The sequence below is a fragment of the Chryseobacterium sp. DZ-32 genome, assembly GCF_059587025.1.
In genome coordinates, this window is record NZ_JCAIOM010000001.1 from 356,037 (window position 1) to 382,658 (window position 26,622).

23 protein-coding genes are annotated in these 26,622 nt (G+C 37.1%); 13 read left to right on the forward strand and 10 right to left on the reverse strand.

Annotated features, from left to right (window positions below; translation table 11 throughout):
- Positions 1–133 precede the first annotated feature (133 nt).
- Genes AC59HC_RS01675 through AC59HC_RS01685 form a run of 3 tightly spaced genes read left to right on the forward strand, consistent with a single transcriptional unit; the run spans position 134 to position 2,459 of the window.
- Positions 134–502: a hypothetical protein gene (locus AC59HC_RS01675; protein WP_483495835.1), complete on the forward strand. Its 369-nt coding sequence runs from the start codon at positions 134–136 to the stop codon at positions 500–502.
- Between the two features lie 41 nt (positions 503–543).
- Positions 544–1,962 carry an aminotransferase-like domain-containing protein gene (locus tag AC59HC_RS01680; RefSeq protein ID WP_496557887.1) on the forward strand — a complete coding sequence of 473 codons (1,419 nt, stop codon included), beginning with the start codon at positions 544–546 and terminating at the stop codon, positions 1,960–1,962.
- Positions 1,963–1,973: 11 nt separating this feature from the next.
- Positions 1,974–2,459, forward strand: coding sequence for a GNAT family N-acetyltransferase (locus tag AC59HC_RS01685; protein WP_496557888.1), 486 nt, complete (start codon positions 1,974–1,976; stop codon positions 2,457–2,459).
- Between the two features lie 76 nt (positions 2,460–2,535).
- On the opposite strand, the gene AC59HC_RS01690 is transcribed toward AC59HC_RS01685, so the two are convergent.
- From AC59HC_RS01690 to AC59HC_RS01715, 6 genes are all read right to left on the reverse strand, one after another.
- Entirely contained in the window at positions 2,536–4,389 is a 1,854-nt protein-coding gene (locus AC59HC_RS01690) for an alkaline phosphatase family protein (RefSeq protein ID WP_496557889.1), read from the reverse strand.
- A 399-nt stretch (positions 4,390–4,788) separates the two neighbouring features.
- Complete coding sequence (locus tag AC59HC_RS01695; RefSeq protein ID WP_496557890.1) at positions 4,789–5,457, reverse strand: HAD-IA family hydrolase; 669 nt, start codon at positions 5,455–5,457, stop codon at positions 4,789–4,791.
- Between the two features lie 7 nt (positions 5,458–5,464).
- Positions 5,465–6,619, reverse strand: coding sequence for a TIGR03364 family FAD-dependent oxidoreductase (locus tag AC59HC_RS01700; RefSeq protein ID WP_496557891.1), 1,155 nt, complete (start codon positions 6,617–6,619; stop codon positions 5,465–5,467).
- Between the two features lie 11 nt (positions 6,620–6,630).
- The gene (locus AC59HC_RS01705) at positions 6,631–7,929 is read right to left on the reverse strand and encodes a DUF5690 family protein (protein ID WP_496557892.1); all 1,299 of its coding nucleotides are present in this window, start codon (positions 7,927–7,929) and stop codon (positions 6,631–6,633) included.
- Between the two features lie 9 nt (positions 7,930–7,938).
- Positions 7,939–10,764, reverse strand: coding sequence for a TonB-dependent receptor (locus AC59HC_RS01710; protein ID WP_496557893.1), 2,826 nt, complete (start codon positions 10,762–10,764; stop codon positions 7,939–7,941).
- A gap of 600 nt (positions 10,765–11,364) precedes the next feature.
- Entirely contained in the window at positions 11,365–11,934 is a 570-nt protein-coding gene (locus AC59HC_RS01715; RefSeq protein WP_202842276.1) for a helix-turn-helix domain-containing protein, read from the reverse strand.
- A 177-nt stretch (positions 11,935–12,111) separates the two neighbouring features.
- Between AC59HC_RS01715 and AC59HC_RS01720 the strand changes: the two genes are divergently transcribed.
- From AC59HC_RS01720 to AC59HC_RS01765, 10 genes are all read left to right on the forward strand, one after another.
- Positions 12,112–12,819: a response regulator transcription factor gene (locus AC59HC_RS01720; RefSeq protein WP_047377977.1), complete on the forward strand. Its 708-nt coding sequence runs from the start codon at positions 12,112–12,114 to the stop codon at positions 12,817–12,819.
- 3 nt (positions 12,820–12,822) lie between these two features.
- Positions 12,823–14,235 carry a sensor histidine kinase gene (locus AC59HC_RS01725; RefSeq protein ID WP_110011304.1) on the forward strand — a complete coding sequence of 471 codons (1,413 nt, stop codon included), beginning with the start codon at positions 12,823–12,825 and terminating at the stop codon, positions 14,233–14,235.
- Between the two features lie 214 nt (positions 14,236–14,449).
- Positions 14,450–14,944, forward strand: coding sequence for a hypothetical protein (locus AC59HC_RS01730; protein WP_202842277.1), 495 nt, complete (start codon positions 14,450–14,452; stop codon positions 14,942–14,944).
- Positions 14,945–14,973: 29 nt separating this feature from the next.
- Complete coding sequence (locus AC59HC_RS01735) at positions 14,974–15,801, forward strand: YoaK family protein (protein WP_496557894.1); 828 nt, start codon at positions 14,974–14,976, stop codon at positions 15,799–15,801.
- Positions 15,802–16,116: 315 nt separating this feature from the next.
- A complete protein-coding gene (mutL, locus tag AC59HC_RS01740) occupies positions 16,117–17,913 on the forward strand; it encodes a DNA mismatch repair endonuclease MutL (protein WP_343641292.1) in 1,797 nt (598 codons plus the stop codon).
- Positions 17,914–17,918: 5 nt separating this feature from the next.
- Positions 17,919–18,674 carry a rhomboid family intramembrane serine protease gene (locus AC59HC_RS01745; RefSeq protein ID WP_496557895.1) on the forward strand — a complete coding sequence of 252 codons (756 nt, stop codon included), beginning with the start codon at positions 17,919–17,921 and terminating at the stop codon, positions 18,672–18,674.
- A 9-nt stretch (positions 18,675–18,683) separates the two neighbouring features.
- Positions 18,684–19,673, forward strand: coding sequence for an endonuclease/exonuclease/phosphatase family protein (locus AC59HC_RS01750; protein WP_343641287.1), 990 nt, complete (start codon positions 18,684–18,686; stop codon positions 19,671–19,673).
- 73 nt (positions 19,674–19,746) lie between these two features.
- Complete coding sequence (locus AC59HC_RS01755) at positions 19,747–20,718, forward strand: endonuclease/exonuclease/phosphatase family protein (protein WP_202842283.1); 972 nt, start codon at positions 19,747–19,749, stop codon at positions 20,716–20,718.
- A gap of 4 nt (positions 20,719–20,722) precedes the next feature.
- Positions 20,723–21,085 carry a hypothetical protein gene (locus AC59HC_RS01760; protein ID WP_202842284.1) on the forward strand — a complete coding sequence of 121 codons (363 nt, stop codon included), beginning with the start codon at positions 20,723–20,725 and terminating at the stop codon, positions 21,083–21,085.
- A 28-nt stretch (positions 21,086–21,113) separates the two neighbouring features.
- Positions 21,114–21,524 (forward strand): hypothetical protein, encoded by a 411-nt coding sequence (locus AC59HC_RS01765; RefSeq protein ID WP_343641284.1) that lies wholly within the window; start codon positions 21,114–21,116, stop codon positions 21,522–21,524.
- A 71-nt stretch (positions 21,525–21,595) separates the two neighbouring features.
- On the opposite strand, the gene AC59HC_RS01770 is transcribed toward AC59HC_RS01765, so the two are convergent.
- The 4 genes from AC59HC_RS01770 to ftsZ form a co-directional block, all read right to left on the reverse strand.
- Positions 21,596–23,110 carry a GH3 auxin-responsive promoter family protein gene (locus AC59HC_RS01770; protein WP_202842288.1) on the reverse strand — a complete coding sequence of 505 codons (1,515 nt, stop codon included), beginning with the start codon at positions 23,108–23,110 and terminating at the stop codon, positions 21,596–21,598.
- A gap of 105 nt (positions 23,111–23,215) precedes the next feature.
- Entirely contained in the window at positions 23,216–23,626 is a 411-nt protein-coding gene (locus AC59HC_RS01775) for a BrxA/BrxB family bacilliredoxin (RefSeq protein WP_047099553.1), read from the reverse strand.
- Between the two features lie 455 nt (positions 23,627–24,081).
- Entirely contained in the window at positions 24,082–24,528 is a 447-nt protein-coding gene (locus tag AC59HC_RS01780) for a GatB/YqeY domain-containing protein (RefSeq protein WP_062672649.1), read from the reverse strand.
- 90 nt (positions 24,529–24,618) lie between these two features.
- Positions 24,619–26,532 (reverse strand): cell division protein FtsZ, encoded by a 1,914-nt coding sequence (gene ftsZ / locus AC59HC_RS01785; protein ID WP_429811950.1) that lies wholly within the window; start codon positions 26,530–26,532, stop codon positions 24,619–24,621.
- Positions 26,533–26,622: the final 90 nt, after the last annotated feature.

Sequence of the window (26,622 nt, forward strand, 5' to 3'; positions counted from 1 at the left end):
CTTCCGGAAAAAATCTGCTTTATATGCGACAGGAAAAAGATCAGATAAAAAATCTGTACCCATAATATTCTATAGTTCTGTATCTGTGTCCAAAATTAAATCCTCCATAATTTTGTTTAGCTAAAGAAGAAATATGGAAACAATCACTCAACAACAGAAACAGTTTCAATATGCTGAGGCTTATATATCAGACATGTGGATGCTGAAAAATATCTTTCTGGAAACACAGAATCTGAAAATAGCAGATCAGAATTTCGGACTTCCTTTTCTTTTGGCTAAAAATGGGAAGCAGATTGTTGCTTTTGCCAGTCTTATCGTGAATGAAAAGGATGAAATATCTTTCAGGATCTATGATAAGAATAAGATGTCAGATACCGAAAAGAGAAATTTCTTTTCCCGTGCTGAAAGATATTTTAAAAATACTCACAGCCCCAATTTTAAGGATCCGGAACAGTTAAAAAGCAGTATCAACAGTATGATCAGCTGGCTGAATCCCGAATAAAGACAGGATAAAATTGTACATTTACTTAAAACCCGGATTCTATGCATAAAGATGTTCTGTACCTCAAAATAGCCAATTCTGTCACAGAGCAGATTAAAAGTGAAACCCTGCAGTTTGGAGACAGGCTGCCTTCATTGCGAAGTGCCCAAAAACTATATAATGTAAGCCTGAATACCGTAAAGCAGGCTTATATGGAATTGGAAAGCCGTTCTCTCGTAGAATCGCGTCCGAAATATGGCTACTATGTAAGCCAGACTTCCCAGCGAAAACTGGCACTGCCTTCCGTGGCACCAATGAAAGATTCAGAGAAAAAGAATACACCACAGGACCTTATTGATAAAGTATTTGGTGTCATCGGGGGAACAGATATCACACAGTTTGGATTGGGCATTCCGGGGAAAAGCCTTCTTCCGGTGGCCAAGATGAAGAAATGCATGATTGATGTGATCAAAAGAAAGAGCGACAGCGGAACCAACTATGAACCTGTACAAGGAAGTGAGGTGCTTCGCCGGGAAATTGCCAAATGGTCGATGGTGATGGAAGGGAAAATCACAGAAGATGATCTGGTGATTACTTCCGGAGCTATGAACGCCGTTTATAATTGCTTAATGGCAGTTACTCAGCCTGGAGACTCTGTGGCGGTGGAAAGTCCTGTATACTTTGGAATTCTTCAGGCCATCCAGTTATTAGGACTTAAGGCTGTGGAAATTCCTACGCATCCAATTACAGGAGTAGATCTGGATGAGTTAAAAAAGGTAATGCCAAAGCTTTCTGCGTGCTGTTTTGTGGTGAATTATAATAATCCGTTGGGATTTCAGATGCCTGATGATAACAAGAAAGAACTGGTAAAGATGCTTACTGAATATAATGTTCCTTTGGTGGAGGATGATGTCTATGGTAACATTTATTTCGGGGCGGGAAGACCCAAGCCGTGTAAATTTTATGATGAAGCAGGAATTGTGATGTGGGTAGGCTCGGTTTCCAAAACATTGGCACCGGGTTTCAGGGTTGGGTGGGTAGCTCCCGGAAAATTTAAAGAAAAAATTATCCGTCAGAAACTGGTTCAGATGGTAAGCGGACCTTCTTTGTTTTCTGATGTAATTACGGATTTTCTTGCCCACGGACGTTATGATCACCATCTCAGAATGTTCAGGAAAAAGCTGTACGCAAATTACCTTCAGATTCAAAAAGCGGTAACTGAGTATTTTCCGGATAATACAAAAATTTCAGAACCCAAAGGAGGCTTTATGCTTTGGCTGGAGCTGGATAAAAGAATTTGTACGGAAGATCTCTACGATGTGGCTTTTGAGCAGAAAATCAATTTTGCTCCCGGAAGAATGTTTTCACAGCATAATCAGTATCAGAACTGCATGCGTTTGAACTATGCACTGGAATGGACAGACAGGGTGGAAAATGATCTGGAAAAGCTTGGAAAAATGATAAAAAACAGAATTAAATAAACCTTATAGCGATGAATGATAAAAGTAATGAAGTAAAAATCGTAGCCTATGAACCTCAGTATAAAGAAGCTTTCAAAGCTTTGAATGAAGAATGGATCAAAACATACTTTGTCATGGAAGCCGGCGATTATAAACTGCTGGATAATCCTGAAGAGCATATCTTACATAAAGGAGGGCACATTGTTTTTGCTTTGCTGGATGGAGAAGCAGTAGGAACCTGTGCATTAGTAAAAACAGAAGACAGTCCCCTCACTTTTGAATTGTCAAAAATGGCAGTAAGTCCCAAAGCGCAAGGGAAAAAACTAGGTTACCTTTTGGGAAATACTTTAGTGGAAAAAGCAAAGGAATTAAAAGCTGAAAAAGTATTTTTGGTTACCAATTCTATACTGGTTCCGGCCATCACACTTTATGAAAAGCTGGGCTTTATCCATACTCCCATCAGCAATGCTGAGTATGACCGTGCCGATGTGCAGATGGAGCTGATTTTTAATAAGTAGGCAAAAAAAATATTAGAACTCGGATAGGAATATCCTTGTTCTAATATCAAAATTTAAATCTAATTGCTTTACTGTTTTATTTCTTGATAAAAGTCCTGGTCAGTGATTTTCTGCTGCCGTTGATTTTTATGAAATACACTCCTGAAGGAAGATTTTCAATATTAATTTTTTCATCATAATATCCTCTTAAAGACTGCAAATGCGAAGTTGAAACAACCGATCCTTTATTGTCAATGATTTCTGCTTTAATTTCCTTATCCTCACATTGATACTGGATTCCAAGGAATGTTGAAACTGGATTAGGATAAATTTTAAAATCTTTAATGATTGCTTTCGTTTCTTTTGCTGCCAATATTTCTTTGGAACATGCCGGAATTCTATTCACTCCATCTATTCCCCATGAAGACTGTACCGGAATACAAAGCCAGTTCAATACCGTTGGGAAATGATCTGTTTCTCTTGTTGTAGAGGTATAGTCGTACACTTTAAAATTATTAACAGTATTGGCATTATAAGTTGGAGAACCTGTAACAGTCATATGATTAGCGTTCGGACTTGAATCAGTCAATGTATTTCCTGAAGTTCCATTACACTTCCAGTTGGCCAGTAATTGAGAATAATAAGGGTGCGAAGAGGTAATATCCTGGTTGGCCCAATTCACAATAACATCATTGGGAAGAGCAGATTTCCAGATTCTTATGTCTTTATAAGAAGCCGCCAGATTGATTCCATAAACATTGGTTCCATCCTGGTTTAATGTAAGAGGAAGCCCGGAATCAATATTTCCGATGGTATTCATTTTAGCAAAAGTTACCGGAACGCCGTCTTCATATAATGTTACAAGACCATCTCTGTCAAAACTTGCAGCAATATGTTTCCATTTGTTGGTTTCCACTTTTCCGCCAACAAGATCAATCCTGTTGGTTCCATCTCCAATATTCATTTTGAAAGTCTGCCCTGAGTAGCCTGAGAAAACAAATCCTTTATTTTTTCCGTTTGCCCAGTTTTTATTACTGATCATCACCGGATCACTTGAATAAGAAGCATTAGGTTTTACCCAAAATTCAATGGTAAAATCCTGACTGGCTCCAAAATTGAAAGAAGTCTGGCTGGCTGGTTTGGCATAAGTCCCTGCCGGGAAATTCAACTGATTAAAGGTTTTATTGGATTCCAGAACGGTTTTGCTGATCTGTTGTGGAGTAAATCCCGGGTTGGAATATACTGTAAAAATGTTTCTTTCAGAAAGGTTTCCGCCTCCGTGTGAAGAGTCTATAGCTCCATGATCTGTTGTCAATACCACCAACCAATCTTCATTGTTGTATGATGGCCTGTTTTTCATCGCTGCAACAATTTCTCCGATATAAGAATCTGTTGTTTTAATGGAATTTACATACTGTGAAACTGTTGATGAGAATCCATAAGAATGGCCTGCATGGTCTACATCATCAAAATCTACAAAGAGAATATCCGGATTATCATTCTGTAAAGCCGTAACAGCTGCATTTTTTACAGCAAGATCCGTTGCCAGATTGGTTTTTACATCTGCGGTTTGAATGATTTTGTCGTTGATGGGTGACCAATGTGCCAGAGAGATAGTTCTTAAGCCAGGGTTGTAATTTTCTGCTCTTGTCAGAAAATCAGGGTAATTGACATAGTTCGGGCTTGTGAAATTATTGTCCTGAACATTATGTTTGGTGTGCCATACGCCGGTCAGCATGGTGCTCCATCCGTTTCCGCTCCAGGTTGTAGCAGCACAAAGCCCGTCGGTAGAATAGATCGATTGGCTGATAAGGTTTTGAATGTTGGGAGTAGGTGTAGACATCATGACATCTGCACGGCATCCGTCAATACCAATAAAAAGAACTTTTTTAGTCTGAGCTCCAAGGAAACAGCTCATTACAACAGCCATTGAGAATAGTTTTGTTTTCATGGGGAAAAGGGTTTTTAGAATTGTGAAAGTTTACAAATAGTAATTTATTTTTAATTATTGTAAAATTAGTTTACTATTTGTAAACATTCGTGAACTGAAAGTTAATTAATTGATAATTAAAAAGATCACCGAAAAAAGCTTAGATATTAACCACAAAAGCCACAAAAGAAAAATGACTCTGTTTATTTTAAGTTACATGCTTTGTGAATAGAAGATCAAAAAAGGTTTCTGGAAATGTTGGTTATAACAAATACCTAATGATCCGTACTACATTCCCCTCCTCCGGAGGGGTGTCAAATTGGAAATTTGACGGGGTGGTAAAAACACAAACATTTCCAATAGAAAAACCATGAAAACATTTGTGTCAAGAAGTATTTAAAAATAATCTGAAAAAATGGATTAAAGGATTCCCTCAGCTTCAGAAATCGTATTCAGAATATAATCAGGAGCTGCCTTTTCAAGTTCTGATTGGGTCTGAGCTCCGGAAAGAACCGCCACTGTTAATCCGCAACCAGCATTTTTGCCCTCTTCAATATCAATCACAGAATCCCCTGCTTTTAATACTTTATGAGCTTCAGTGATATTGAATTTCTTCATGGCAAGATGAATCATTTCAGGGCTCGGGCGGCTTTCTGAAACATCATCAGCGGTAATTAAAGCATCAAAATGAATACTTTCTTTCCAGTTGAGTTTATCTAAAAGCTGATGGGCTATTTCTGAAGTATAGCCTGTATTCAAAACGATTTTCTTGTTTTGAGCTTTCATATTCAATAAGAAATCTTCCGTTCCGTTGATGGGTTTTACATCCAGATTTTGATAAGATTCTTTCAGTTGTTCAGAAAAATTCTCAAAAATAGCAGAAGCATCTTCTTCGTTCCCATTGATTTCTTTTAAAAGACTTGTGATGGCTTCCAGTTTTTCCATTCCGGCACAGATGGATAATACTTTTTCCAGGCTTACCACATAGCCATAATCATTCACAGCGTTGGTAAGTGTTTTGTAAACTACATTATCCTCATCAATTGTTGTTCCGGCCATATCCAGAACGAGTAATTCTATATTTTTCATGTAAATGTTATGCGTAAATTTTTTCAATATTAAATTTGGAAAAGCCACCGCTTCCCGTCATTCCCTTTCCTCCGATACCCGTTACAATATGAATGTTAGCGGATGGGCTGTGCTCAAAAATATCTTTTGTTTTGCACTGGGAATAGATTCCGAACCATCTCCTCTGAATTTCATACGTAGGAAGATCAATAATTTTCTTAGCCTCATGAATCATGAATTCATCAATCTCCATATTAAGATCGTATCCGAGATCATCGGCATTTTTAGCATCAGCATATTCGTGAGAATCTCCTATGATGACAGAACCGTCAAGTGCCTGTTTGAATAAAATATGAATTCCATACTTCTTTTCAAACGAATTGGGATCTTCTAAAGCCTTGATTTTCTGAAAAGAAGGACATTCGCTGAAAGATTCATACCTTCTCACAGAAAGTCCTGTAAGGATATTTCCCTGAAGCGAATAAATTCCTTGGGGCTTTGTTTGAAGCATCTGCAGCTTACTCACTTCCAGATCACTGTCATTGAATACTTTAGTATATAAAGTTTTAAACTCGTGTCCACCGCAGATTATGATTTTGGAAGCGTTAAATTCCGTTCCATCAGCCGTTACCGCTGTACATTTCTGATCATCTTCATGGGTTTCCAGTACAGATGTATTGTAGAAGATCTGTAAGCCCATTTTTTCCTGAAGCAGCTTGTGAAGCTTTACAATCATATCTGCAGAATCTACGGAAAGTTCCTGTGGGAAAAACAGACCTCCTTTGCAATAGTCTGAACGAAGACCGTCAAATTTCTTGATGCAGTCGTTTTTAGATAATAAAACAGATTTATAATCATTATTTCTGTTGATTTCATAAAGTTCTTCAATCAACTGAAGCTCTTCATCATTGGAAGCAATATAGATGGAACCGTTTTGTCTGATGGTAAGGTCTGCCTGATCATGAAGTTCATGGTAGATGGCCAGACTTTCCCTCCCGAAGTTCTGCCATTTAAGATCCATTCCGGAGGGTACTACCTGTCCGAAATTTCTTACCGTGGCACCCTGAGGAACAGAATTCCTTTCCAGTAAAGCTACCTTAAGATTTTTCTTCAGCGCATGATAAGCATGGAATGTTCCTAAAATTCCGCCTCCTACAACGAGTAAATCAAATTTTGTTGTCATTGTACTATAGTTTATAAAATTTTCGACGTATCGAAATTGATGAATTGATTAGATTTAGATTTGGGTTTTGACTTTTTTCTGAAAGCCAGACAAGCAATCACCGAAAGAATGAAAACCGTTATGGTGATGATATAATTTAAGTTAATATAAAAATGTAACCACGAAGTCTGGGCCGAGCCAAAGTTTTTATACAAAAGAATCAGAACACTTCCCAGGTAACCGAAAGAATCTACAATATAAATCAGAAAACCTACATTTCCTTTGATTTCAAAAGCGGCGATCATCCGGTCAAAATAAATTCCATTGAAAGGAATATAGCAGATGTACATTCCGAAGCCGGAAATTGTCATCCATAAAAAAGGCGACAGAGAACCCTGCTGAAACAGATAAGTAGAAAGTCCTACCGTAAGAATTCCCGCAAAAAGAATATAATGATAGTAGGCAAATGCTTTTTTATTGTTCTTTACTTTTACCATAAAGCTTAAAATCACAAGAACCATTACCGCAATAGGAATTTCCGTTAAAGTGAAAATAGAACTGTCGAAAGTAAAGTTCAGTCCATCCCAGATCTCACGGTTGAAATTATCTCTGAAATCCCTTAGAACCGTTAAGCTGATATATAAAAAGATGATACATACGATGGGAACAAAAAATTGTTGGATCAGGGCTCTTCTTTCTTTACCATTCAACGGCTGTCTCTTGTTTTTAAGCAAAATATCTTCTTCTGAAGGTTTGGGAATTCTTTCAAGAAGCAGCCCGAAAAGAACCAATGGAATTATGAAAACAAGTCCTGCTGAAAATGGCATCCAGAATTCTGAAATGGAGAAAGTATCCATTAGAAATTTTCCTACTGATTTTGTAAACCCTGAAGAAACCACAAAGCTTGAACATAAAAACAATCCGATGATTTCAGTGGCTTTCCGTCCTTCAATATACGAGAAAACAATTCCCCAGATCATTCCCAGTGGAATACCGTTGATAAACATAAACAGAATATTGTAAGGAGCAGGAACGGCTGCAAATCCTAACAATGCAAGCTCTGCAACAGTAATAAAAATAAAAAGATAAGTAAGTCTTTTCTGGGGTTTCAGCTCGGAAATAAATTTGATCCCGATGAATTTGGAAACAAAGTAGCCTACGGCCTGTGCAATGATAATCAGAATCTTATAATCTACCCCAAAATAAGAAAGTCCTGCGAAGGAAGCTACGGTAAAAGGTTTCCTGAAACCGTACATGCAGAAGTAAACACCGAAAGCAGCAAAAGCAGCCTTCAGTGTTACCAGTGTTTTTTGATTGATGGTTCTGGCCATGGTTCTGGTTTAGAAATTCAGTTTTACTCCAAGATTGAATCGGACTCCATAATATTCCACCTGTTCCGGACGGTCTTCGCTTTTACCGAAGTGATAGATCAGTGGTTTGTTCAGGATATTATTCACATCCGCATATAAAGTCAGGTATTTGGTAAACTGGTAAGAACCTCCGAAGTCCAGATTACTATACTTGCCATAGTAAGAATCATTGGTATCTTCCTCGGCATATTCTACAGCATATTTTCCTTTATAATTGTAAGCCAGCCTTGCATTGAATCCTTTTTTCTCAAAGAAAAGCTGCGCGTTGTACAACTCCTTTGCCTGATAGGGAAGGGCTACCGTTCTTCCGCTTGGCTTTTCCATTTCGGAAGTCATGAATGTGGCATTCAGCTGTACTCCGAAATACTGTAAAAACCCTGGAAGGAAATCGAATCTCTTATTAATTCCAAGCTCAATACCTCCCAGCCATGCAGCTTTTCCGTTATTGGGAGCGGTAAACTGTACTCCGTTGTTTCCGTTATAGTTTCCGATAAAAGAGTCCTGGAAAATAGGATCCGTAATGGATTTATAAAAAACGCCACCGCTTAGAATCCCTACGTTGGAAAAATAATATTCTCCCATCAGGTCAAAATTCAAAGAATAGGTAGGATTAAGATTTGGGTTTCCCCCTTTGAACTCGTTATCTGCTTCAATATAAGTTCCTCCCGGAGTAAGATCGCCAAAATTCGGTCTTGAAAAAGTTCTTGTCGCAGCAAAACGAAGATTGGTTTTATCGTTTAACGTATATTTTAAATGAATCATTGGGAGAACAGCCAGATAGTTTTTAGTATTTTCTACCGGTGTCAGTACGTTATCATTCACGCTGTATCCTCTTACTTTAGTATTGGTATTGGATAACCTGATTCCTCCTAAAATGATGATTTTATCATTCAGTTTATAGGTTGTCATTCCGTAAGCATCTGCATGTTTTTCAAACACATCAAAGTTTCTTCCTAATGCTTTATTATATTGCAATGCTTCGGAATCAGCAGTATTGATTTTTAAATGTCCCTGGTTGTCATACCAAAACTGGTTCATTCCTGTGGTTGAAAGTACCGGACCAAAAGTATTGCCGATGTGGGCATTCATTTCACTTAAATATTTCGGTCCGTTGGGCTGTGTTGTGAGATATTGTGAATAATCTGATAGAAGAGGGGCTGTTCCACTGCTCCAGTTGTAGAAAATATCGGAGAATTTTGCATTACGTTCTTTATCTCTGTATTTAAAACCATATTTTAAAGTCAGTTTATCAGAAGCATTGATCTCATGGTTGAAAGCCGCTACGATTTTATCCTTTTCCTCCACAAAGACTTTATAAAATTCAAGATCTGTAAATCTCATCTGAGAAGCATCCATTTTAAAGTTCGGGTCACTGTAGAAACCAAATAAAGCATCCGGATTTTTATAATCTAATTTTCCACCGTCAGCTTTCCAATATGCTCTCGGACCATTTCCATGATTTGAAATATAATCAGGATTGATGCCTACACCAGATTGAGTGTACTTGATGACATAGTAAGAATTGTTTTGCTTATCAGGGATATTTCCATACTTGAATTGGTTGTTGTAGTAAGATAAATCCCAGTCGATTTTTCCTTTATTGAATTGATGAACTGCTCCCAAAGAAACAGAAGTAAGTTCTGTTATCAGTAAATTGTGGATATTCTGGAGCTCTACTCTTGCTGTATTATTAGCACTGCTGAATTTATCAAAACGGATTCTGTGTTTATAGTGGGTTTCATCATCCGATAAAGTACCATACATTCCTTTTAAATAGAAGGTTGTTTTTGGAGATAATACATATTCAAAAGCGGTATTGATCCCTGTTGTTTTTCTGACTCCGTTATAATCACGAAGTTCCAGTCTGAAAACTCCTTCATCGCCACTTCTTCTAGCCTCAAAATTATCTGTAGACCAGTTTCTTATGAAATGCGCAAAGTTGAATAAATACCCGAACTTTTTATTCTTCGTTCTTCCCCCATACAAAAATCCAAGGTTGTAAACTCCTTTATCAGACTTTGCATTATAACCGCTTCCCACAGTAGCTTTAAACTCTGTTTTCATCGGTGGAGTTTTGGTGATAAAATTGACACCGCCGCCTATTCCGTCAGCTTCCATATCTGGGGTAAAAGACTTGTTTACATGTACATAGGAGATCAGTTCTGTAGGAAAGAAATCAAATGCCGTTGCTCTGGAAGTCGTTTCTTCCTCTGCGGTGGGAAGTCTGTTTCCATTAATGGTTGTGGATGCCCAGAATGGCGGAAGTCCTCTCAGGGAAACAAATCTTCCTTCTCCCTGGTCTCTTTCAATAGAAACTCCCTGCACACGCTGTACGGTTTCTGCTGCATTTCTGTCCGGTAGCTTTCCGATTCCGTCTGAAGCGATGACATTGGTGATATTAATGGCATTTTTCTGAAGGTTTAAAGCTCTCGCTTCCGTATTTTTTAACGTTCCGGTAACGACAATTTCGCCAATATTTTTTCTCGGTTGGGATAGTTTGATAATTCCTAAGTCAACCGTTTGTTCCGGTTTAAGATCTACATTGATATCTGAAGATTCATAACCAATGTAGCTGATTTGTAGAGTGTACTGGCCTTCTTTGATATCATTGATGGCAAATTTCCCTTCAATATCAGTCGTTATATTTTTAGATAAGCCTTTTATTTTGACTGTGGCCCCGGGGAGAGGCTGGCTGTCGTCAAGCACAGTTCCTATAATTAACTGTTTTTGCGCTGAAACAAAGACTATGAGACAGACAAAAACAAGGGTGAATAATTTCTCTAATTTTGTTTTCATTTTTACATATATTAAATTTTTTATGCAAATCAAGCTAATAATTTTAATATATATAAATATTTTGTGTTAAGTATTGTTTAACAAATAAGTTCTGTTTGTTACGTTTATTTTACCTTTAAATGTATTAATGCCATCCTTTAAAAACAGATCTAAACAATTTTTAAATTCACTGTTTCAGCATTTTCCACAAATATTTCCTGAAAATAAAAGGAATTGAAATTTCCCAAAAGCAGGCTTGATTTGGTTCATATTTCGTTCATCTTGGAAGAATGACGAAAACCAGAAGTTGCATATTTGTAAACTTTTGTGTGTGCTGTAAAGTCAAAAATTGAAGAATAATGTAAAAATTGAGATATGATGTAAATGCAAAGTTTAATAATTATAATGCTAAATTATAAGTGTGCAAAGGTTACGACGTTGTCGTTGAAGAAGCTTGATTATTATATGTGTATTTATAAGGAATCTACACTACAATTGTTATTCTGAATGAAATGAAATGTAATGAAGAATCTCGCGTTATTGAATGCAAATAAGAGATTCTTCCTTCGTCAGAATGACAAAAGAAAAATAGTAAAAGCTTTGCGTTAAAAAAATGAATAGTTAAGCCGTATAAAAATAAAGAACAAGCATTACACAGCTTTCATTGCTGATGCTTACCGGAACGTGAGGAAACTTTCCGTTGAAATACAAAGAATCTCCTTCTTTTAAGATGACTTCTTCATTATCAATCACATATTTCACTTCTCCTTTCAGAATATATTTAAATTCCCAGGCATCCGTAATGACCTTTTCCCTTTTAGAATTAGGTTCAAGCGTCAGCAGAACGGCCTCAAAACCTAAAGAATGAAGGCTCTTGCTGAAGATGTGCATATATTTAAACCCCTCAGCTTCCACTTCTTTTTCTATAATTTGCTGGCTCTCCTTCGGGACATAAATGAATTTGGCATTGGACTTTTTTTCAACTCCTTCAAAAAAATAACTGGCATCAATCTCCAGCGACTGAATCAGATCCAATAACACAGGTAGTGAAGGAATCGTTCTTCCGTTTTCAATTCTGGAAACAAGTCCGTTGCTCACATTCGCTTTGAAGGCCAGCTCATTAATGGTTAAATTATTCTTTTTTCTAATATCCTTTAATCTCTTGCCGATACCTATTAAAAAGTCATTCATACTGTGTGTAATTTAACCTGAATTATATTCAAACAAAGGTAATATTATTCTATAGAGTTTAGGTACAGGAGGGAATCAATTCATTGAAAATTATTATTTGCTACTTGACTCTCTGATATTCCTCGCTTTTTCTCCCAGGAAAATTTCCCTATTTTTGTAAAACTCCTTATTTCATCTATGAAAAAAATTATTCTTATCGAAGACGAAACCAGTGTGGTGTCCTTTATTAAAAAGGGACTTCAGGAAAATGGATATGAAATTTCTGTAGCTTTTGACGGCCGTACAGGAGTTCAGCTGGTGCAGGCTAATGATTTCGATCTGGTAATTTTAGACATTATGCTTCCGGAAATGAATGGTCTGGACGTGTGTAAAGAAATAAGAAAAACCAATCAGAGTGTTCCGATTTTATTTCTGACTGCTTTGGGAACTTCTGAAAACATCGTTCTCGGATTGGAAAGTGGTGGAGATGATTATCTGGTGAAGCCTTTTAAATTCATTGAACTGGTAGCCCGTGTAAAGTCTTTACTAAGGAGAAGCAACAACAACGGTCCGCAGGAAATTGCCGAACCGGAGCCTGATAATGAACATGTATTCCAGTTTTCGGATCTGATGGTGAATGATTATACCAAGAAAGTAACCCGAGCCGGAGAAGATATTTCTCTTACTTCCACAGAGTATAAACTGCTGCTGTACTTCCTGAATAATCCGGAAAAAGTAATTTCGAGAGCAGAAATTCTGGATGCGGTCTGGGGCGTAAACTATGAACTGGGAACCAACGTGGTAGATGTTTATGTCAATTATTTAAGAAAAAAACTGGACAGCCAGGATGATAATAAACTGATTCATACCGTTATAGGAATGGGCTATGTGTTGAAAAAGACATAATGAATGTTTAACAGAGTCATTACAAATCAAACCAAAACGATGGTACTTTTGATGCTGGTTTTTACCGCCATCATTTTGCTATTCAGTGGTTTGGTGTATTTTTCTATCGTTAATTTTTCACATCAGAGGTTTTATGAACTGCTGAAGATAAGGACGGCAACCATTGTTCAGATCGAAAAAAGTAAAGATCATCTCGACCTTCCTGAAAACTATATTCTCAGCAACCTGAATGATGAGGAACTTCCGATGGAAAGAGACTATGTTTTTGCTGTTCCTGCCGATTCCAATTTCAAAAAAATATCTCAGGAAGTTCATATCCCCGATTATTTCTTTAAAAATATTATCAGAGAAGGAGAATCCAATTATAATGATGAAGAATTCTATTATATAGGACAAAGTTTCAGATATGATGATAAAGATTATATTGCCATCGCTTCTGCCAAAAACCATTATGTTGTTTATTATCTGGGCTTTTTAAAGAGAACACTGCTTACCTGTATTGTACTGTCTCTGTTTTTCAGTATGATTTTTTCTTTTTATCTGTCCAAAACCTTATTCAGGCCGATCTTAAAAATTACAGGAAAAGTAAAAGAAATCAGTTCTGAAAACCTTCACTTAAGATTGGAATCACATCCTGATAATAAAGAGCTTAATGAGTTGGTAGATACCTTTAATGATATGCTCAACCGCATTGAAACGTCTTTTGAAACCCAGAACCACCTGATTGGCAATGTTTCCCACGAATTGAGGACGCCTCTTACATCCATCATGGGAGAAGCCGATGTTGCGCTTTCTATCAGCAGAACGGCTGATGAATACAAAGAAACCCTCGGAATCATTCTGGATGAAGCTGAAAAGCTGGATAAAAAGATTAAAGCACTCTTAATGATTGCCCAAACCGGATTCGACGGGAAAATCCAGAAAATGGATAAGGTGAGAATTGATCAGCTTCTTTGGGACGTTATTGAAACCTTAAGGCGAATTGATTCCCGAAACAATATCTATCTTGATATCAGCATGCTTCCCGATAATCCTAAGAAATTAAAAGTTCAGGGGAATGAGCAGCTACTGCATCTTGCAGTGGCCAATATCATCAGTAATGGCTGTAAATATTCTAATTTTCAGCAGGTTAAAGTCTCTCTTGGCGCCACCAATACAGATGTCTACATCATTATAAAAGATAATGGGATCGGAATTCCTGAAGTGGAAATGAATAAAATCTACGATCCGTTTTTCAGAGCTTCCAATACCAATAATTATGAAGGCTACGGGATCGGACTTCCACTGGCAAGGAATATCGTCAGAATGCACCACGGTGAACTGATTGTAAGCTCTCACGAAAACCAGGGAACAACGGTACAAATGCGTTTTCCTAATTTCTACAGCACTCAGAAGGGGGAACAAGCCAAAGTGTAAACCAGAATAACAATAGGCAAAATCGCAAATTGACGAAAAAGCGAAATGGCAAAAATGCAAAGAGCTTTTCGCCATATTAATTCCCGTTAACAATTTTCTAATCTTATTTTAATCTCTTTAATCACATTTTAATTCCATTCCAAAGATCTTCTAATATGGTCGTTCTAGTTTTGTATCATCAAAAAAGATAAACACAATACAAAATAATAAGAACATGACTAAAACAATTTTAATTGCAACAGATTACTCTCTTGAGTCATTGAATATATTGAAAAAAGTACTTAAAGAGAAAGAAGCAGCAGAAGATCAGAACCAATATAACATTTTTCTGACTTCCGGGTATGATTCCGGAGATTCTATCAGAGATCTTTTGTTCAGTACCAAAACATCGGTATTCAATAAAATAAGGCCTGCAGAATTCTGTGATGCTTTGGGAATTATCAGCAATAAATATCCTCATCTGGTCAATAAAATCATCTGCGACATTTTCACAGGAAGTTTCCAGAGAACATTCAACCAATATGTAAAGGCGGAAAACATTGAGGAAGCTTATTATTCTCCATCCATCAAAAGCAGAGGAAACGGAAAATTTGATCTGATTCCTTATATCAGGAAATGCAAAGAACTGAAATCTCATGAAATTACGGTCGAAGTAAGAGAAAAACTTCCGGAAAGAGGAAGGCTGGCAGAGATTTTTGTAGAAGTCTGAAAATTAAACACAATTTAAAAAAATAAAAAATGTTAAGAAATTATAGTAACAGCAGGACATTGGGAGACAACATCAGGTTGGGAACGCTGACTGCCTTCACGGCAGGTACTATAAACATTGCTTCCCTGTTGATATTCCTCTCTTTTACGTCAAACGTAACAGGACATTACGCTATTTTAGCGGCAGAAATCAGTAAAGGAAACTGGACACAGGTAGGAGTTGTAGGCGGATGGATCTTTTTGTTCTTCTTCGGAAGCTTCCTGTCCAACTTTATTGTTATCAATTTTAATAAGAAAAGTAAATATTTCGCCCATGCCATGCCGATTGTGATGGAAATCATATGTCTTCTGTTTGTAGGAATATACGGACAGTTTTATTACCAGAAAACATTGGAAGAAACAGAATATTTAGTGGCTTTGATGCTTTTTGCCACCGGACTTCAGAACGGTCTTACCGCAAGTATTTCCAACTTCTCTGTGAAAACGACCCACCTTACCGGAACCACTACCGACCTGGGAATTCTGGTATCCATGTTTACCCAGAAAAAATACAGAAAAAACGGGGAGCTGATTGGCAGGGCAAAACTTCTCATGAGTATTATGCTTGCTTATGTAATGGGCGCTGTATTCTCGGGGTTAACATATTACTATCTGGAATTCAGAGTATTCTATGTGATCAGCATATGTCTTCTGATTGTCATCGGATATGATGCTTATAAAATTCATATTCGTCATTTCAACACAAAATACAGATACAGCAGGATTTATAAAAAACCTAATCTCTTTGCTTATCTGTATGATAAAATCCATGGAATTCCTAAAAGAGAAAAGAAAAGAAAGCTTGTCTTTGAGGATTAAAATATAAAACACACTATTAATTTTTTGTATAAACTAGCTGTAAGTGCCCTTATTTTATCATAGAATAGGGGCATTTTTCTTAAAAATTAATTTAATTATGTAAAAATGACTTGTTTTTGTCCTGTTTTTAACGATTGTTGAAATAAAGATTTCCGGATTGGAGCAATAAACTTGCTAACGCCCTTCATTACAAACATTAAAAAAACCGGTTGGGGATAAATAGGCAAAAATGTTGATAATTAAATATTAAATCACGATTTTAGTATTTTAATTCCCGTTTTCATTGACTATTTTTGTAAGTTGATTTACGTTTTTATGTCAGATATTATTCAGCTTTTACCGGATCATGTAGCCAACCAAATTGCAGCAGGAGAGGTGGTGCAGAGGCCTGCATCCATCGTGAAAGAACTTTTGGAAAATGCTATTGATGCAGATGCAACGAAAATTGAACTGATCATCAGAGATGCCGGGAAAAACCTTATCCAGGTGGTGGATGACGGAAAAGGAATGTCTGAAACAGATGCCCGTATGGCGTTTGAAAGGCATGCTACCTCAAAAATCAAAGGAACTGAAGATATCTTTAAGATAGCCACCAAAGGATTTCGTGGTGAAGCGCTGGCTTCTATAGCAGCAGTTTCCCAGGTGGAGCTCAGAACAAAACAGAAGGATACTTCCATTGGTACCAATATCTATATCGAAGGAGGGGTTTTCCAGTTTCAGGATCCGGTTCAGACAGCAGACGGATCAAATTTTTTAGTAAAAAATCTTTTCTACAATGTTCCTGCAAGAAGGAAATTTTTGAAAAATAATAATATTGAATTCAGACACGTAATTGATGAATTTCAGCGTGTTGCACTGGCTCATGAGAATCTGGAGTTTTCCCTTTTTCATGATGATGAAGCTGTTTTCAGACTGAGAAAAGGAAGCCAGATGCAGCGTATTGTGGATGTTTTCGGAAGAAAGCTTCAGCCGCTTCTGATTCCTATTAAAGAAGACATTATCTGGTGTAAACTTCATGGTTTTGTTGCTAAACCTGAAGGGGCCAAGAAAGCAAGAGGCGAGCAGTTCCTTTTTGTTAATGGAAGATACTTCAGAAGTGCATACTTCAATAAAGCAGTACAGGAAGCTTTTGAAGGCCTGCTTCAGCCTGGATATGTGCCATCCTTTTTCCTTTTTCTGGAACTTGATCCGGAGAAAATAGATGTTAACATCCATCCACAGAAAACTGAAGTGAAATTTGAAGATGAGCATCTTATTTTTGCTTTGCTTCGTTCAACCATTAAGAGATCTTTAGGGATTTACAATGTTTCTCCAAGCCTGGATTTCGACAGAGATCCCGAACTGGATGAAATGATGAATAAACCTATTCCGAGCAAAGGAAATGGAGGAGGATCCGGCGGAGGTGTTTTCAAAATGCCTGAAATCATTGTAGATAAAGACTATAATCCGTTTCTGGAAGAGAAAAATGTAGTACATCCGGAGGAAATTCAGAACCTTACGGAAATGTACCATCAGAATATTACAGCAGAGCCTTCAAAGATTAATCTGTTTGAAGATGAGGATTTTGATGAAGATCTGATGAGGCTTCCCAATGGATACTGGCTTTTTAACAAAGGAGATGTCACTTTAATGCTGGATCTGGGAAGAATGCACAGACTGTTGGTTTCTGAAGGAAACAAATCCACCAGAAAATCAAGCACAAACAGCCATGCTCTTCTTTTCTCCCTGGAGTATCATATGAATGAAATCGAAAAGGCAAAATACAATTCGATCAAAAAATATCTTCCGGAATTAGGGTTTGACATGAAAATTGCTCATGAAAGTGTACTTCGAATAGATTCACTTCCGGAAGGGCTGAAAGAAACCCAGGCCATGAAATTCCTGGAGAACCTTTTTGAGATCCTGGATTACAAGACGGAAGAAGAATTCATGCAGTATTACCATAACCAATGGAATAAAATGCAGTCGAAATCCAGATTTGACTTTATTTATAAAAAAGATGCGGAACAACTGATCAAAGACTTTACAGCATTAGGCTTCCCGGAATTTTTACCGGATGGCAAAAGATGCTTTTATGAAGTTCCGTTTAATGACTTTAAAAACAAATTTTAAAAAATATGTTTAACAATATACCACCCATTACAAGGAACATTATTATTATCAACATTATTGTTTATTTGGTTGCTAATTTTATGCTTCCGAATTTATACGATACACTTTCTGGGTTTTATCCATTCTCTCCCAATTTTAAATCCTGGCAGGTTATTACCCATATGTTTATGCACGCTCCATTTAGAGAGCCTGGGGGTATAATGCATATTTTATTTAATATGTTTACATTATTTAGCTTTGGACCTATTCTGGAGCAAACATTGGGAGATAAAAAATATCTGATACTATATTTCGCAAGTGGACTAGGCTCGTTTTTCTTATTCAATCTTTGGAATTTTGTAGAAGCTCACCAAATTATTTCTGGTTTACAAGATATGGGACTTAGCGCGGCCGAAATTTATCCAAAAGCCGCACTTGATTATGTGGGAAGTCTGAAGATCAGTGCTACAACAGTTGAAGGACAGGAATTATCCAGTCAATATTATAACCTGCTTATATCTCGTATGATGGGTGCTTCCGGCGCTATTTTCGGAGTAGTAGCAGCTTTTGCCACATTATATCCCGATGCTAAAATCGGAATTATGTTTATTCCTGTTCCGATTAAAGTAAAATATCTTTTACCAATTATTGTTGTAATTTCAATATATCTTGGAGTATCAGGAAACGGAGGAGGCATTGCCCACCTTGCTCACGTAGGAGGAGCTTTGGTTGGATGGCTTTTGGCAAGGATATGGAAAAAGCATTTATACAGATTCAACTAAAGTAACATTGTGAAGATTTTCCGACTCATAGTATTTATTATCCATCTGGGAATTTTGTTTCTGCTGCTGGGTACTTTACTGAACGCTTACGTACCGCCAAAGATTTTTCCATGGTTTAATCTGCTGTCATTAGGATTCCCGGTTCTCATGATTTTATATATGATCCTGACCATATTCTGGGTATTAAGCTGGAAAAAAAGGGCTTTTGTATTTATGTTGGCGGGTTTGGCATTTATGAATCCTGTAAAAAGATGGGTTAACTATTCTGATCAGAAAGGAAACGCTGAAATAAAAGTGATTTCTTTTAATACAAGGGCTGGCAGAATAGGAAACAAAGAGGTAGGACCGTACCTGAAATCTCAGGATGCTGATGTTATTCTTTTACAGGAGGACGCGGGTATTAAATATCAGTTTGATGGTTATCAGAAAGCAAATCCCGGAGGCGGCTTAACAATTCTGACCAGGCATAAAATCATTAAACAGCAGATTATTGATCCTCAAGATGAAGAGGTAAGAATTCCCGGTGTGCTGGCTGATATAGAAATTAAAGGCAAAACCTACAGGTTCATTGATGTCTATCTCAATCCATTTCGCTTTCAAAAAGAGATGGTGAAACTTAACGGAGATACCGATAACGACGAACAAAAAATAAAAGATGTTGTTAAGAGACTCATTCCTACCTTTAAAAAACATCAGGATCAGGTAGCGCTTATTCGTGAAGTAATTGACAATTCGCCTTACCCTGTTATCCTTACAGGTGATTTCAATTCTGTTCCCAATTCTTACGAATATTATCATTTATCTGATGGGCTTGACGATGCATTTCTGACTGCAGGAAAAGGAAGTGCAACCAGTTTTCACGATTATAAATTCCCCATCAGGATCGACTATATTTTTTCTTCAAAGTCATTAAAGGCAATATCTTACGAAATTGACCGTTCTGTAAGTATTTCAGATCATTATCCTGTCGCAGTAACATTTTCTACGGAGAATAAATAATCATAAAAAGAGTTAAAATTGTCTGCTTGGTAGGATTTTTGTTGAAAGAAAATCGTACCAAGACCGTTTTTTCATGAAGTCGAACCAGATATTACTATTTATACATATCGTTGTTGCTGTTTTGCTGTTATGCACATTGGGGAATGCATGGATTCCACCAAACATTTTAGGCAACCTGAATCTTCTGTCTCTTGGTTTTCCTTATCTGATACTGGCACATGTAATTCTAACGCTGATCTGGATCTTCAAAAAAGAAAAAATAGCCATTGCTTTTGTATTAGGTACATTTATTTTCTATAATCCGATCAGACGATGGATCAACTTTTCCCCAAAAACAGAAAATTTAAAAACAATCCGTGATATTAAGGTATTGACTTTTAATGTGAAATATGGAGAATATGGCTGGGATAAAGTAAAAGATTATATCAAGGCACAGGATGCAGATATTATTCTTGTACAGGAAAAAGATACAAACCGTGTTATACAGCGTGATCTTATAAAATACCCGTCGGTTATTCTTAAAACCAAGCATAAAATTGTAAGACAAGCAGAGCTTATTGACGAGAAAGCACGTGGAAATTCATTTTATGCTGATATAGACATTAATGGAAAAGTAATCCGAATTATTAATGTGTATCTTGAACCCTTCAGACTTCATAAATCTATGTTTACGAAACTTGATAAACTAGGTTTGGGAAATGTATCAACGCTACTTTCTCATATGACTCCTACATTTCAGGCACATGAAGACCAGGTAAAAAGAATCAGAAAAATGATAGATTTATCTCCTTATCCTGTTATTCTGGCCGGAGATTTTAATTCTGTTCCCAATTCATATGAGTATTATAACCTTGGAAAAGACCTTCAGGACGCATTCCTGGTTGCCGGAAAGGGCAGTGCCAGCAGTTTCCATGATTATAAAGTGCCTTTGAGAATTGATTATATTTTCAGTTCGAAATCAATCATTCCGCTAAGCTATAAAGTAGACCAGTCTGTGAAATTATCGGATCACTATCCTGTAATTGCGGAATTTCTATTAAATTAGTTCCATGAAAAATTTACTGGCTGCGATTTTTATTTTTATCATTCTTTTTACTGCTTGTTCGAAGAAAGAATCACCGGGATTCGGGGCTGAGCAGGAAGTTAAAATAAGTTATGATACTACTGCTGTCGATTCCTTTTCTACAGGAGCCGTTTCAGTGGATATTGCACGCAAAATACGAATGTCTTCTCCCCAGTATATTGATTCTGTAAAACAGGCTAAAAAGCTTCAGGACGAAGAAAATAAAATTAAAGCCGAGCTCGAAAAAGAAAATAAAGCAAAACAGGAAGAAGAAAAGAAAAAAGCAGAAGCCGAAAAGAAACTAAAAACAGCAGAAAAGACGGCTGCGCAGGAAACTAAATCAGAATAAATCCAGATTCCATTAAAAAATAAACAATATGAAAAAACAAATTTTAGCTGCACTGGTGATCTCAGTATTCACGGTAGCATGTACAAAATCAACAACAAAAACAGAACAGGTAGAAAATCCTGACGGATCAGTTACCACTACAACCACTACCACTACAGAAACACCAAACGTTGTGGATACTGCAAAGATCAACAACGCTAAAGAAGATGTGAAAGCTAAGGTAGATGAAGCGGGTAATAAGATTGATGATGCCGCACAGAAGGCAAAAGATAAGATTGATGCCACTGCAGATAAGACAAAACAGGATCTTAATAAAGCGGGTCAGGATATCAAAGCTGAGGCCAACAAAGTAGGGCAGGATGCAAAAGAGGCTGCCAAAAAAGGGGCTTCGAAAGTAGAAGAAGCCGCGAAAAAAGTAAAAGAAGATTTAAGCAAATAAATAATAAAAGCCGTAGTTCAACAGAATTACGGCTTTTTTATATGCAATTGAGAGTTAGGAGTCTTTCTCTCTTATTTATTCATTTCCAATAATGGATCAATATATTCTCTGTCATTGCTTAGTCTTGGTACCTTATTTTGTCCGCCTAGCTTTCCTTTAGCTTCCAGCCAGTGATAGAACAGATTTTCTTTGGCGATATGTACAATCGGCCTTTTCAGAGTCATATTGTTGTATCTTTTCGCTTCATAGTCTGAATTGATGGTCTTTAAGTGTTTGTCAAAAGCATCAATAAAGTGTTCCAGATCATCCGGGTGCTGGCTGAATTCAAAAATCCATTCATGAGCGCCTCCTTCGTTTCCTTTCATGAAAACCGGTGCTCCCGTGAAATCTGTGATCTGTGCTCCTGTTGCTTCGCAGGCTTTTGCAAGAGCAGATTCTACATTGGTAATCATCAGTTCTTCCCCAAAAGCATTGATATAGTGCTTTGTCCTTCCTGTTATTTTTATTCTGAACGGATTGATTGAGGTAAAGACAACGGTATCACCAATCAGGTATCTCCAGAGTCCTCCATTGGTCGTGATCACCATTGCATAATTTTTTCCTAATTCCACATCTTCCAGGCTTACGACCTTAGGATTTGAAAAATGGAACTGATCCATTGGAATAAACTCATAAAATATCCCATAATCCAGCATTAAAAGCATCTCATCACTGTCTGATCTGTCCTGGATACCGAAGAAGCCTTCGGAAGCATTGTAAATTTCGTAGTAATTGATGTTTTTTCCGATGATCTGTCTGAATTGTTCCCTGTAGGGCTTAAAGCTGATTCCACCGTGAAAAAACACCTCTAAATTAGGCCACAGCTCCGAAATACTTCCTACATTGGTTTCCTTTAATACTCTTTGCAGAAGAACCATCATCCAGCTTGGTACTCCAAGAATACTTCCCACGTCTTCATTTTTTACTTCGGATGTAATTGCTTTAAGCTTACTTTCCCATTCTCCCATCAAAGAAACTTTCTTGCTGGGAGTAGTGGTAATTTCTACCCAAAACGGAAGGTTGTCGATCAGGATCGCAGATAAATCTCCAAATTTTGTATTAAAATCCGCATAAAGCTCGGAACTTCCACCTAAGCGTAAGTTTTTATAATTAAAAAGCTGGTTTTCGGGATGGTTGTTGGCATAAATCGAAACCATGTCTTTTCCGGCTTTCATGTGGCAGTATTCAAGGCTTTCGGCAGAGATCGGAATGAATTTGCTTTTAGCATTGGTGGTACCCGATGATTTGGCAAAATGTTTAATAAGCCCCGGCCAGCTTACGTCTTTATGTCCCTGTCTTGCTTTTTCAATAAAAGGTTCCATTTCTTCATAGGTAACAATAGGAACTTTGTTTTTAAAATCCTGATAACTTGAGATAGAATTGAATCCGTATAATTTACCATATTCCGTATCTTCCGCATGAAACAGCTGAGAAAAGAGTATACCTTTCTGGGTTTCAATCGGATGGTCTATAAAATTCTGTATCTGATCAATCCTTTGACGGATAAACCAGTTAACTACGGTATTGAAAAGTGCTTTGGTTGCCATTTCAACAAATATAATGATATTTGAATTTTCAGAAAATTTTTTACGGCATTAAATAAAAAAACCGTTACAAATTTTGTAACGGTTTGGTATTTAGTTGATTGCTTGTTAGCAATATTCATCGTATGCGGCCTGAAGATTTGCTGCGATAGCTCCTGCAGGGTTCCCTTCAATGTGATGTCTTTCCAGCATGTGAACCAATTCACCATCTTTGAAAAGCGCTACACATGGAGAACTTGGAGGGAATGGAGCAAGGTGTTTTCTTGCTTCTACTACTGCTTCAGTATCAAATCCTGCAAATACAGTCGTTAAATGATCTGGTTTTTTGTCTCCTGTCAAAGAGTATACTACTCCTGGTCTTGCAGCACCTGCCGCACAACCACATACAGAGTTGATGACCAATAATGTGGTTCCGGACTGTTTCAAAGCTTCTTCTACCTGAGCCGGAGTTGTTAAATCCTGAAAACCTTTATCTGTAAGCTCTGCCTTCATAGGCATTACTAAATCTGTTGGATACATATATTTTGTTTTTTATCCCTACAAAGTTAAGCAATTCTTTGCGTTTGTTCAATATATAAAAACTATCAATTGATTAGTCATATAAAATTAACCGACTGTTAATATTGCAATAATATTCTAAAAAACGTGAATTAACTATAGGAATATTAAAATATTATTATTAAATTTGAAATGATTCTGAAAAACAAACGACCGTGAAAAAAACATTTAAAGCTTTCCCTCAAGCAATCAACCACTTAAATACTCTCTGAAATATGGTAGTAGCTTAATTCTTTTTCAGTTTAGAATTAAAAACTGATTAACAAACTTTAATATCCAAAGAAAGTGAAGCCCGGAACTGAAGAGTTCCGGGCTTCTTAATCAAATCGATATGCAAAGGTTGTATATCCTAAGTTATGGAATGAGACACAGTTTTGCAGGATTGAGATCAACTCAAAATCCCAAAACTAATCGCATTAAGAAAGGAGCTTTTTAGCCATCTCGGAAATACTTTTTCCGTCTGATTTTCCGGCTAATGCTTTTGATGCAACTCCCATTACCTTCCCTAAATCTTTAACGGATTCAGCTCCGGTTTCAGAAATAATATTTTTAATTTCTGTTTCCAATTCTTCAGCAGAAAGCTGTTTTGGCAGAAACTGCTCGATAACTTTCATCTGAGCATCTTCGACTTCTGCAAGGTCATTTCTTCCCTGTGCCGTAAATTGGTCGTAAGAATCCTTACGTTGTTTTACCATTCTCTGAAGAATAGCAATTTCCTGTTCTGCTGTTACTTCGGCACCGATAGCCTCTGTTTTAAGCAGTAATATCTGAGATTTTACAGCACGCAGAGAATCCAAAGCCACTTTGTCTTTAGCTCTCATTGCTGTTTTTATAGCTTCGTTTATTGTATTTTCTAAACTCATGGTTTGTTTGCTTTTGGCTTCTGGCAGTTGGCTGATAGCTTTTATATGGTCTCGAAAGCCATTTGCTAGTAGCCAACTGCCAATAGCAATTTAGTCTACATCTTTATTTAAAAATCTGTTTTCTCTGATCTGCATGGATCCATTGTTATCAGACAGGTAAGTATTGATATTCTGGTCTGAAGCATTGTTTCCGTCGATCGAAATATTTTTTCTTTTAAAAGCCGGAATAGATTCGAATTCACTTGTGCTGTCAAAATTCTGGTAGCGCGAGTTGAATTCTTTTAATTTATTTCTTCTTTCAATAACTCTGTCCTGATCAATCGTTTTATTCACGAAAGTGAATTCTGATTCTTCAGTTTTTGGAGTTTCAATTTCTGTTTTGTTTTCAAAAGATGGTCTTGTTTCAACTTTTGGCTCTTCCTGTTTCTGATAGAAAGTTTCAATCTTTTGAGCTGGTTCAGCTACAGCGGCATTTGTAGGTGTATTAAACTCTGCTTTTGGCTGTCCGAAATCCGTATTAGGTTCATTTCTGATAGGCTCATTTACAAAGAAACTGAATTCAACAGGCTTTTCATTTGAAAACGAGTTGTTAAAAGGAGTTCCGGATTGTGGTTCTTCTTTTTTATTTTCAAAATCAAATGAGAAAGACTGGATCTCAAGATCATTAGGATCTTCACTCTCCTCATCAATAGAGAATAAGCTGTATTCTTCTTCTCCTTCCTCCTCATTTCTCCAGTTCTGTTCCGGAGTATTTACCGTACCTTCCTCTTTATCAAAGAATTTTATTTCAGTTCTTGGCTGTTCTTCTTCAATAATCATTTTTTTTTCAGTAGACGTCACATTGAACGGAGTGTCGTGTTCTTCGTCATCAAGTCTGAAAAGGTTTTTCCCACCAAAATCATGCGTTGCTTCAGGAGCTGATTCTCTTTCTTCTCTTGTTTTGAAAGGAGAATTTTTAGGTGCTTCAAAACTATCATTAAGACTGATTCTGATTTTCTCTGTAGGCCCTGCAAATTTTTTATTGTCATTAGAGAATCCAGTGGCGATCACAAGAACGCTTACCGCATCTCCTAATTCTTCATCTGCACCTACCCCGAAAATGATATCTGCTGTGTTTCCAGCTTCTTTCTGAATGTGGTCCATGATAATACCGATCTCATCCATGGTCACTTCCTCAGCACCACTTCTGATCAATAATAATACGTTTTTAGCACCTGTAATCTTGTTATCATTCAATAATGGAGAATCAAGGGCTTTTCTTACCGCTTCTTCAGCTTTATTTTCACCTGAAGCTGTTCCTGTAGACATCAATGCAGTACCTGAATTCTGAAGTACAGATTTAGCATCTCTAAAGTCAATGTTTACATCAAAGTAACCGGTAATAACCTCTGCCATACCTTTCGCAGCATTGGTTAACACTTCATCGGCTTTTGAGAATCCCTGCTTGAATCCAAGGTTTCCGAATTGCTGTCTTAGTTTATCATTGTTGATGACAATAAGTGAGTCAACATTGTTTCTTAATTTATCAAGACCGTTTTCTGCCTGTTCCAGTCTTCTTTTCCCTTCAAAGCTGAAAGGAACCGTAACAATACCTACGGTAAGAATTCCCATGTCTTTCGCTACTTTAGCAATGACAGGAGCGGCTCCGGTACCTGTACCACCACCCATTCCGGCAGTGATGAACACCATTTTGGTGTTTTGACCCATAGCAGCTTTGATATCTTCAATACTTTCGATGGCTGATTTTTCTCCTACTTCAGGATCGGCACCAGCTCCAAGACCTTCTGTGATAGAAGTTCCCAACTGAACTTTATTGGCTACCGGGTTATTATCTAAAGTCTGAGCATCCGTATTACAAATCACGAAATCTACTCCGTGGATTCCTTTCTCGTACATGTGCTTCAGAGCGTTATTTCCACCGCCCCCTACACCGATTACTTTTATAATGGATGAATTTCCTTTTGGTAAATCAAATGAAAATCCTTGTGTACCTATATTTTCCATAACTATACTTTTAATAATTGATAAGTGATAGATGATAATTGATGAATGATATTCGTCTTTAATTTAATAAATATTAATCTATTTCAGGTA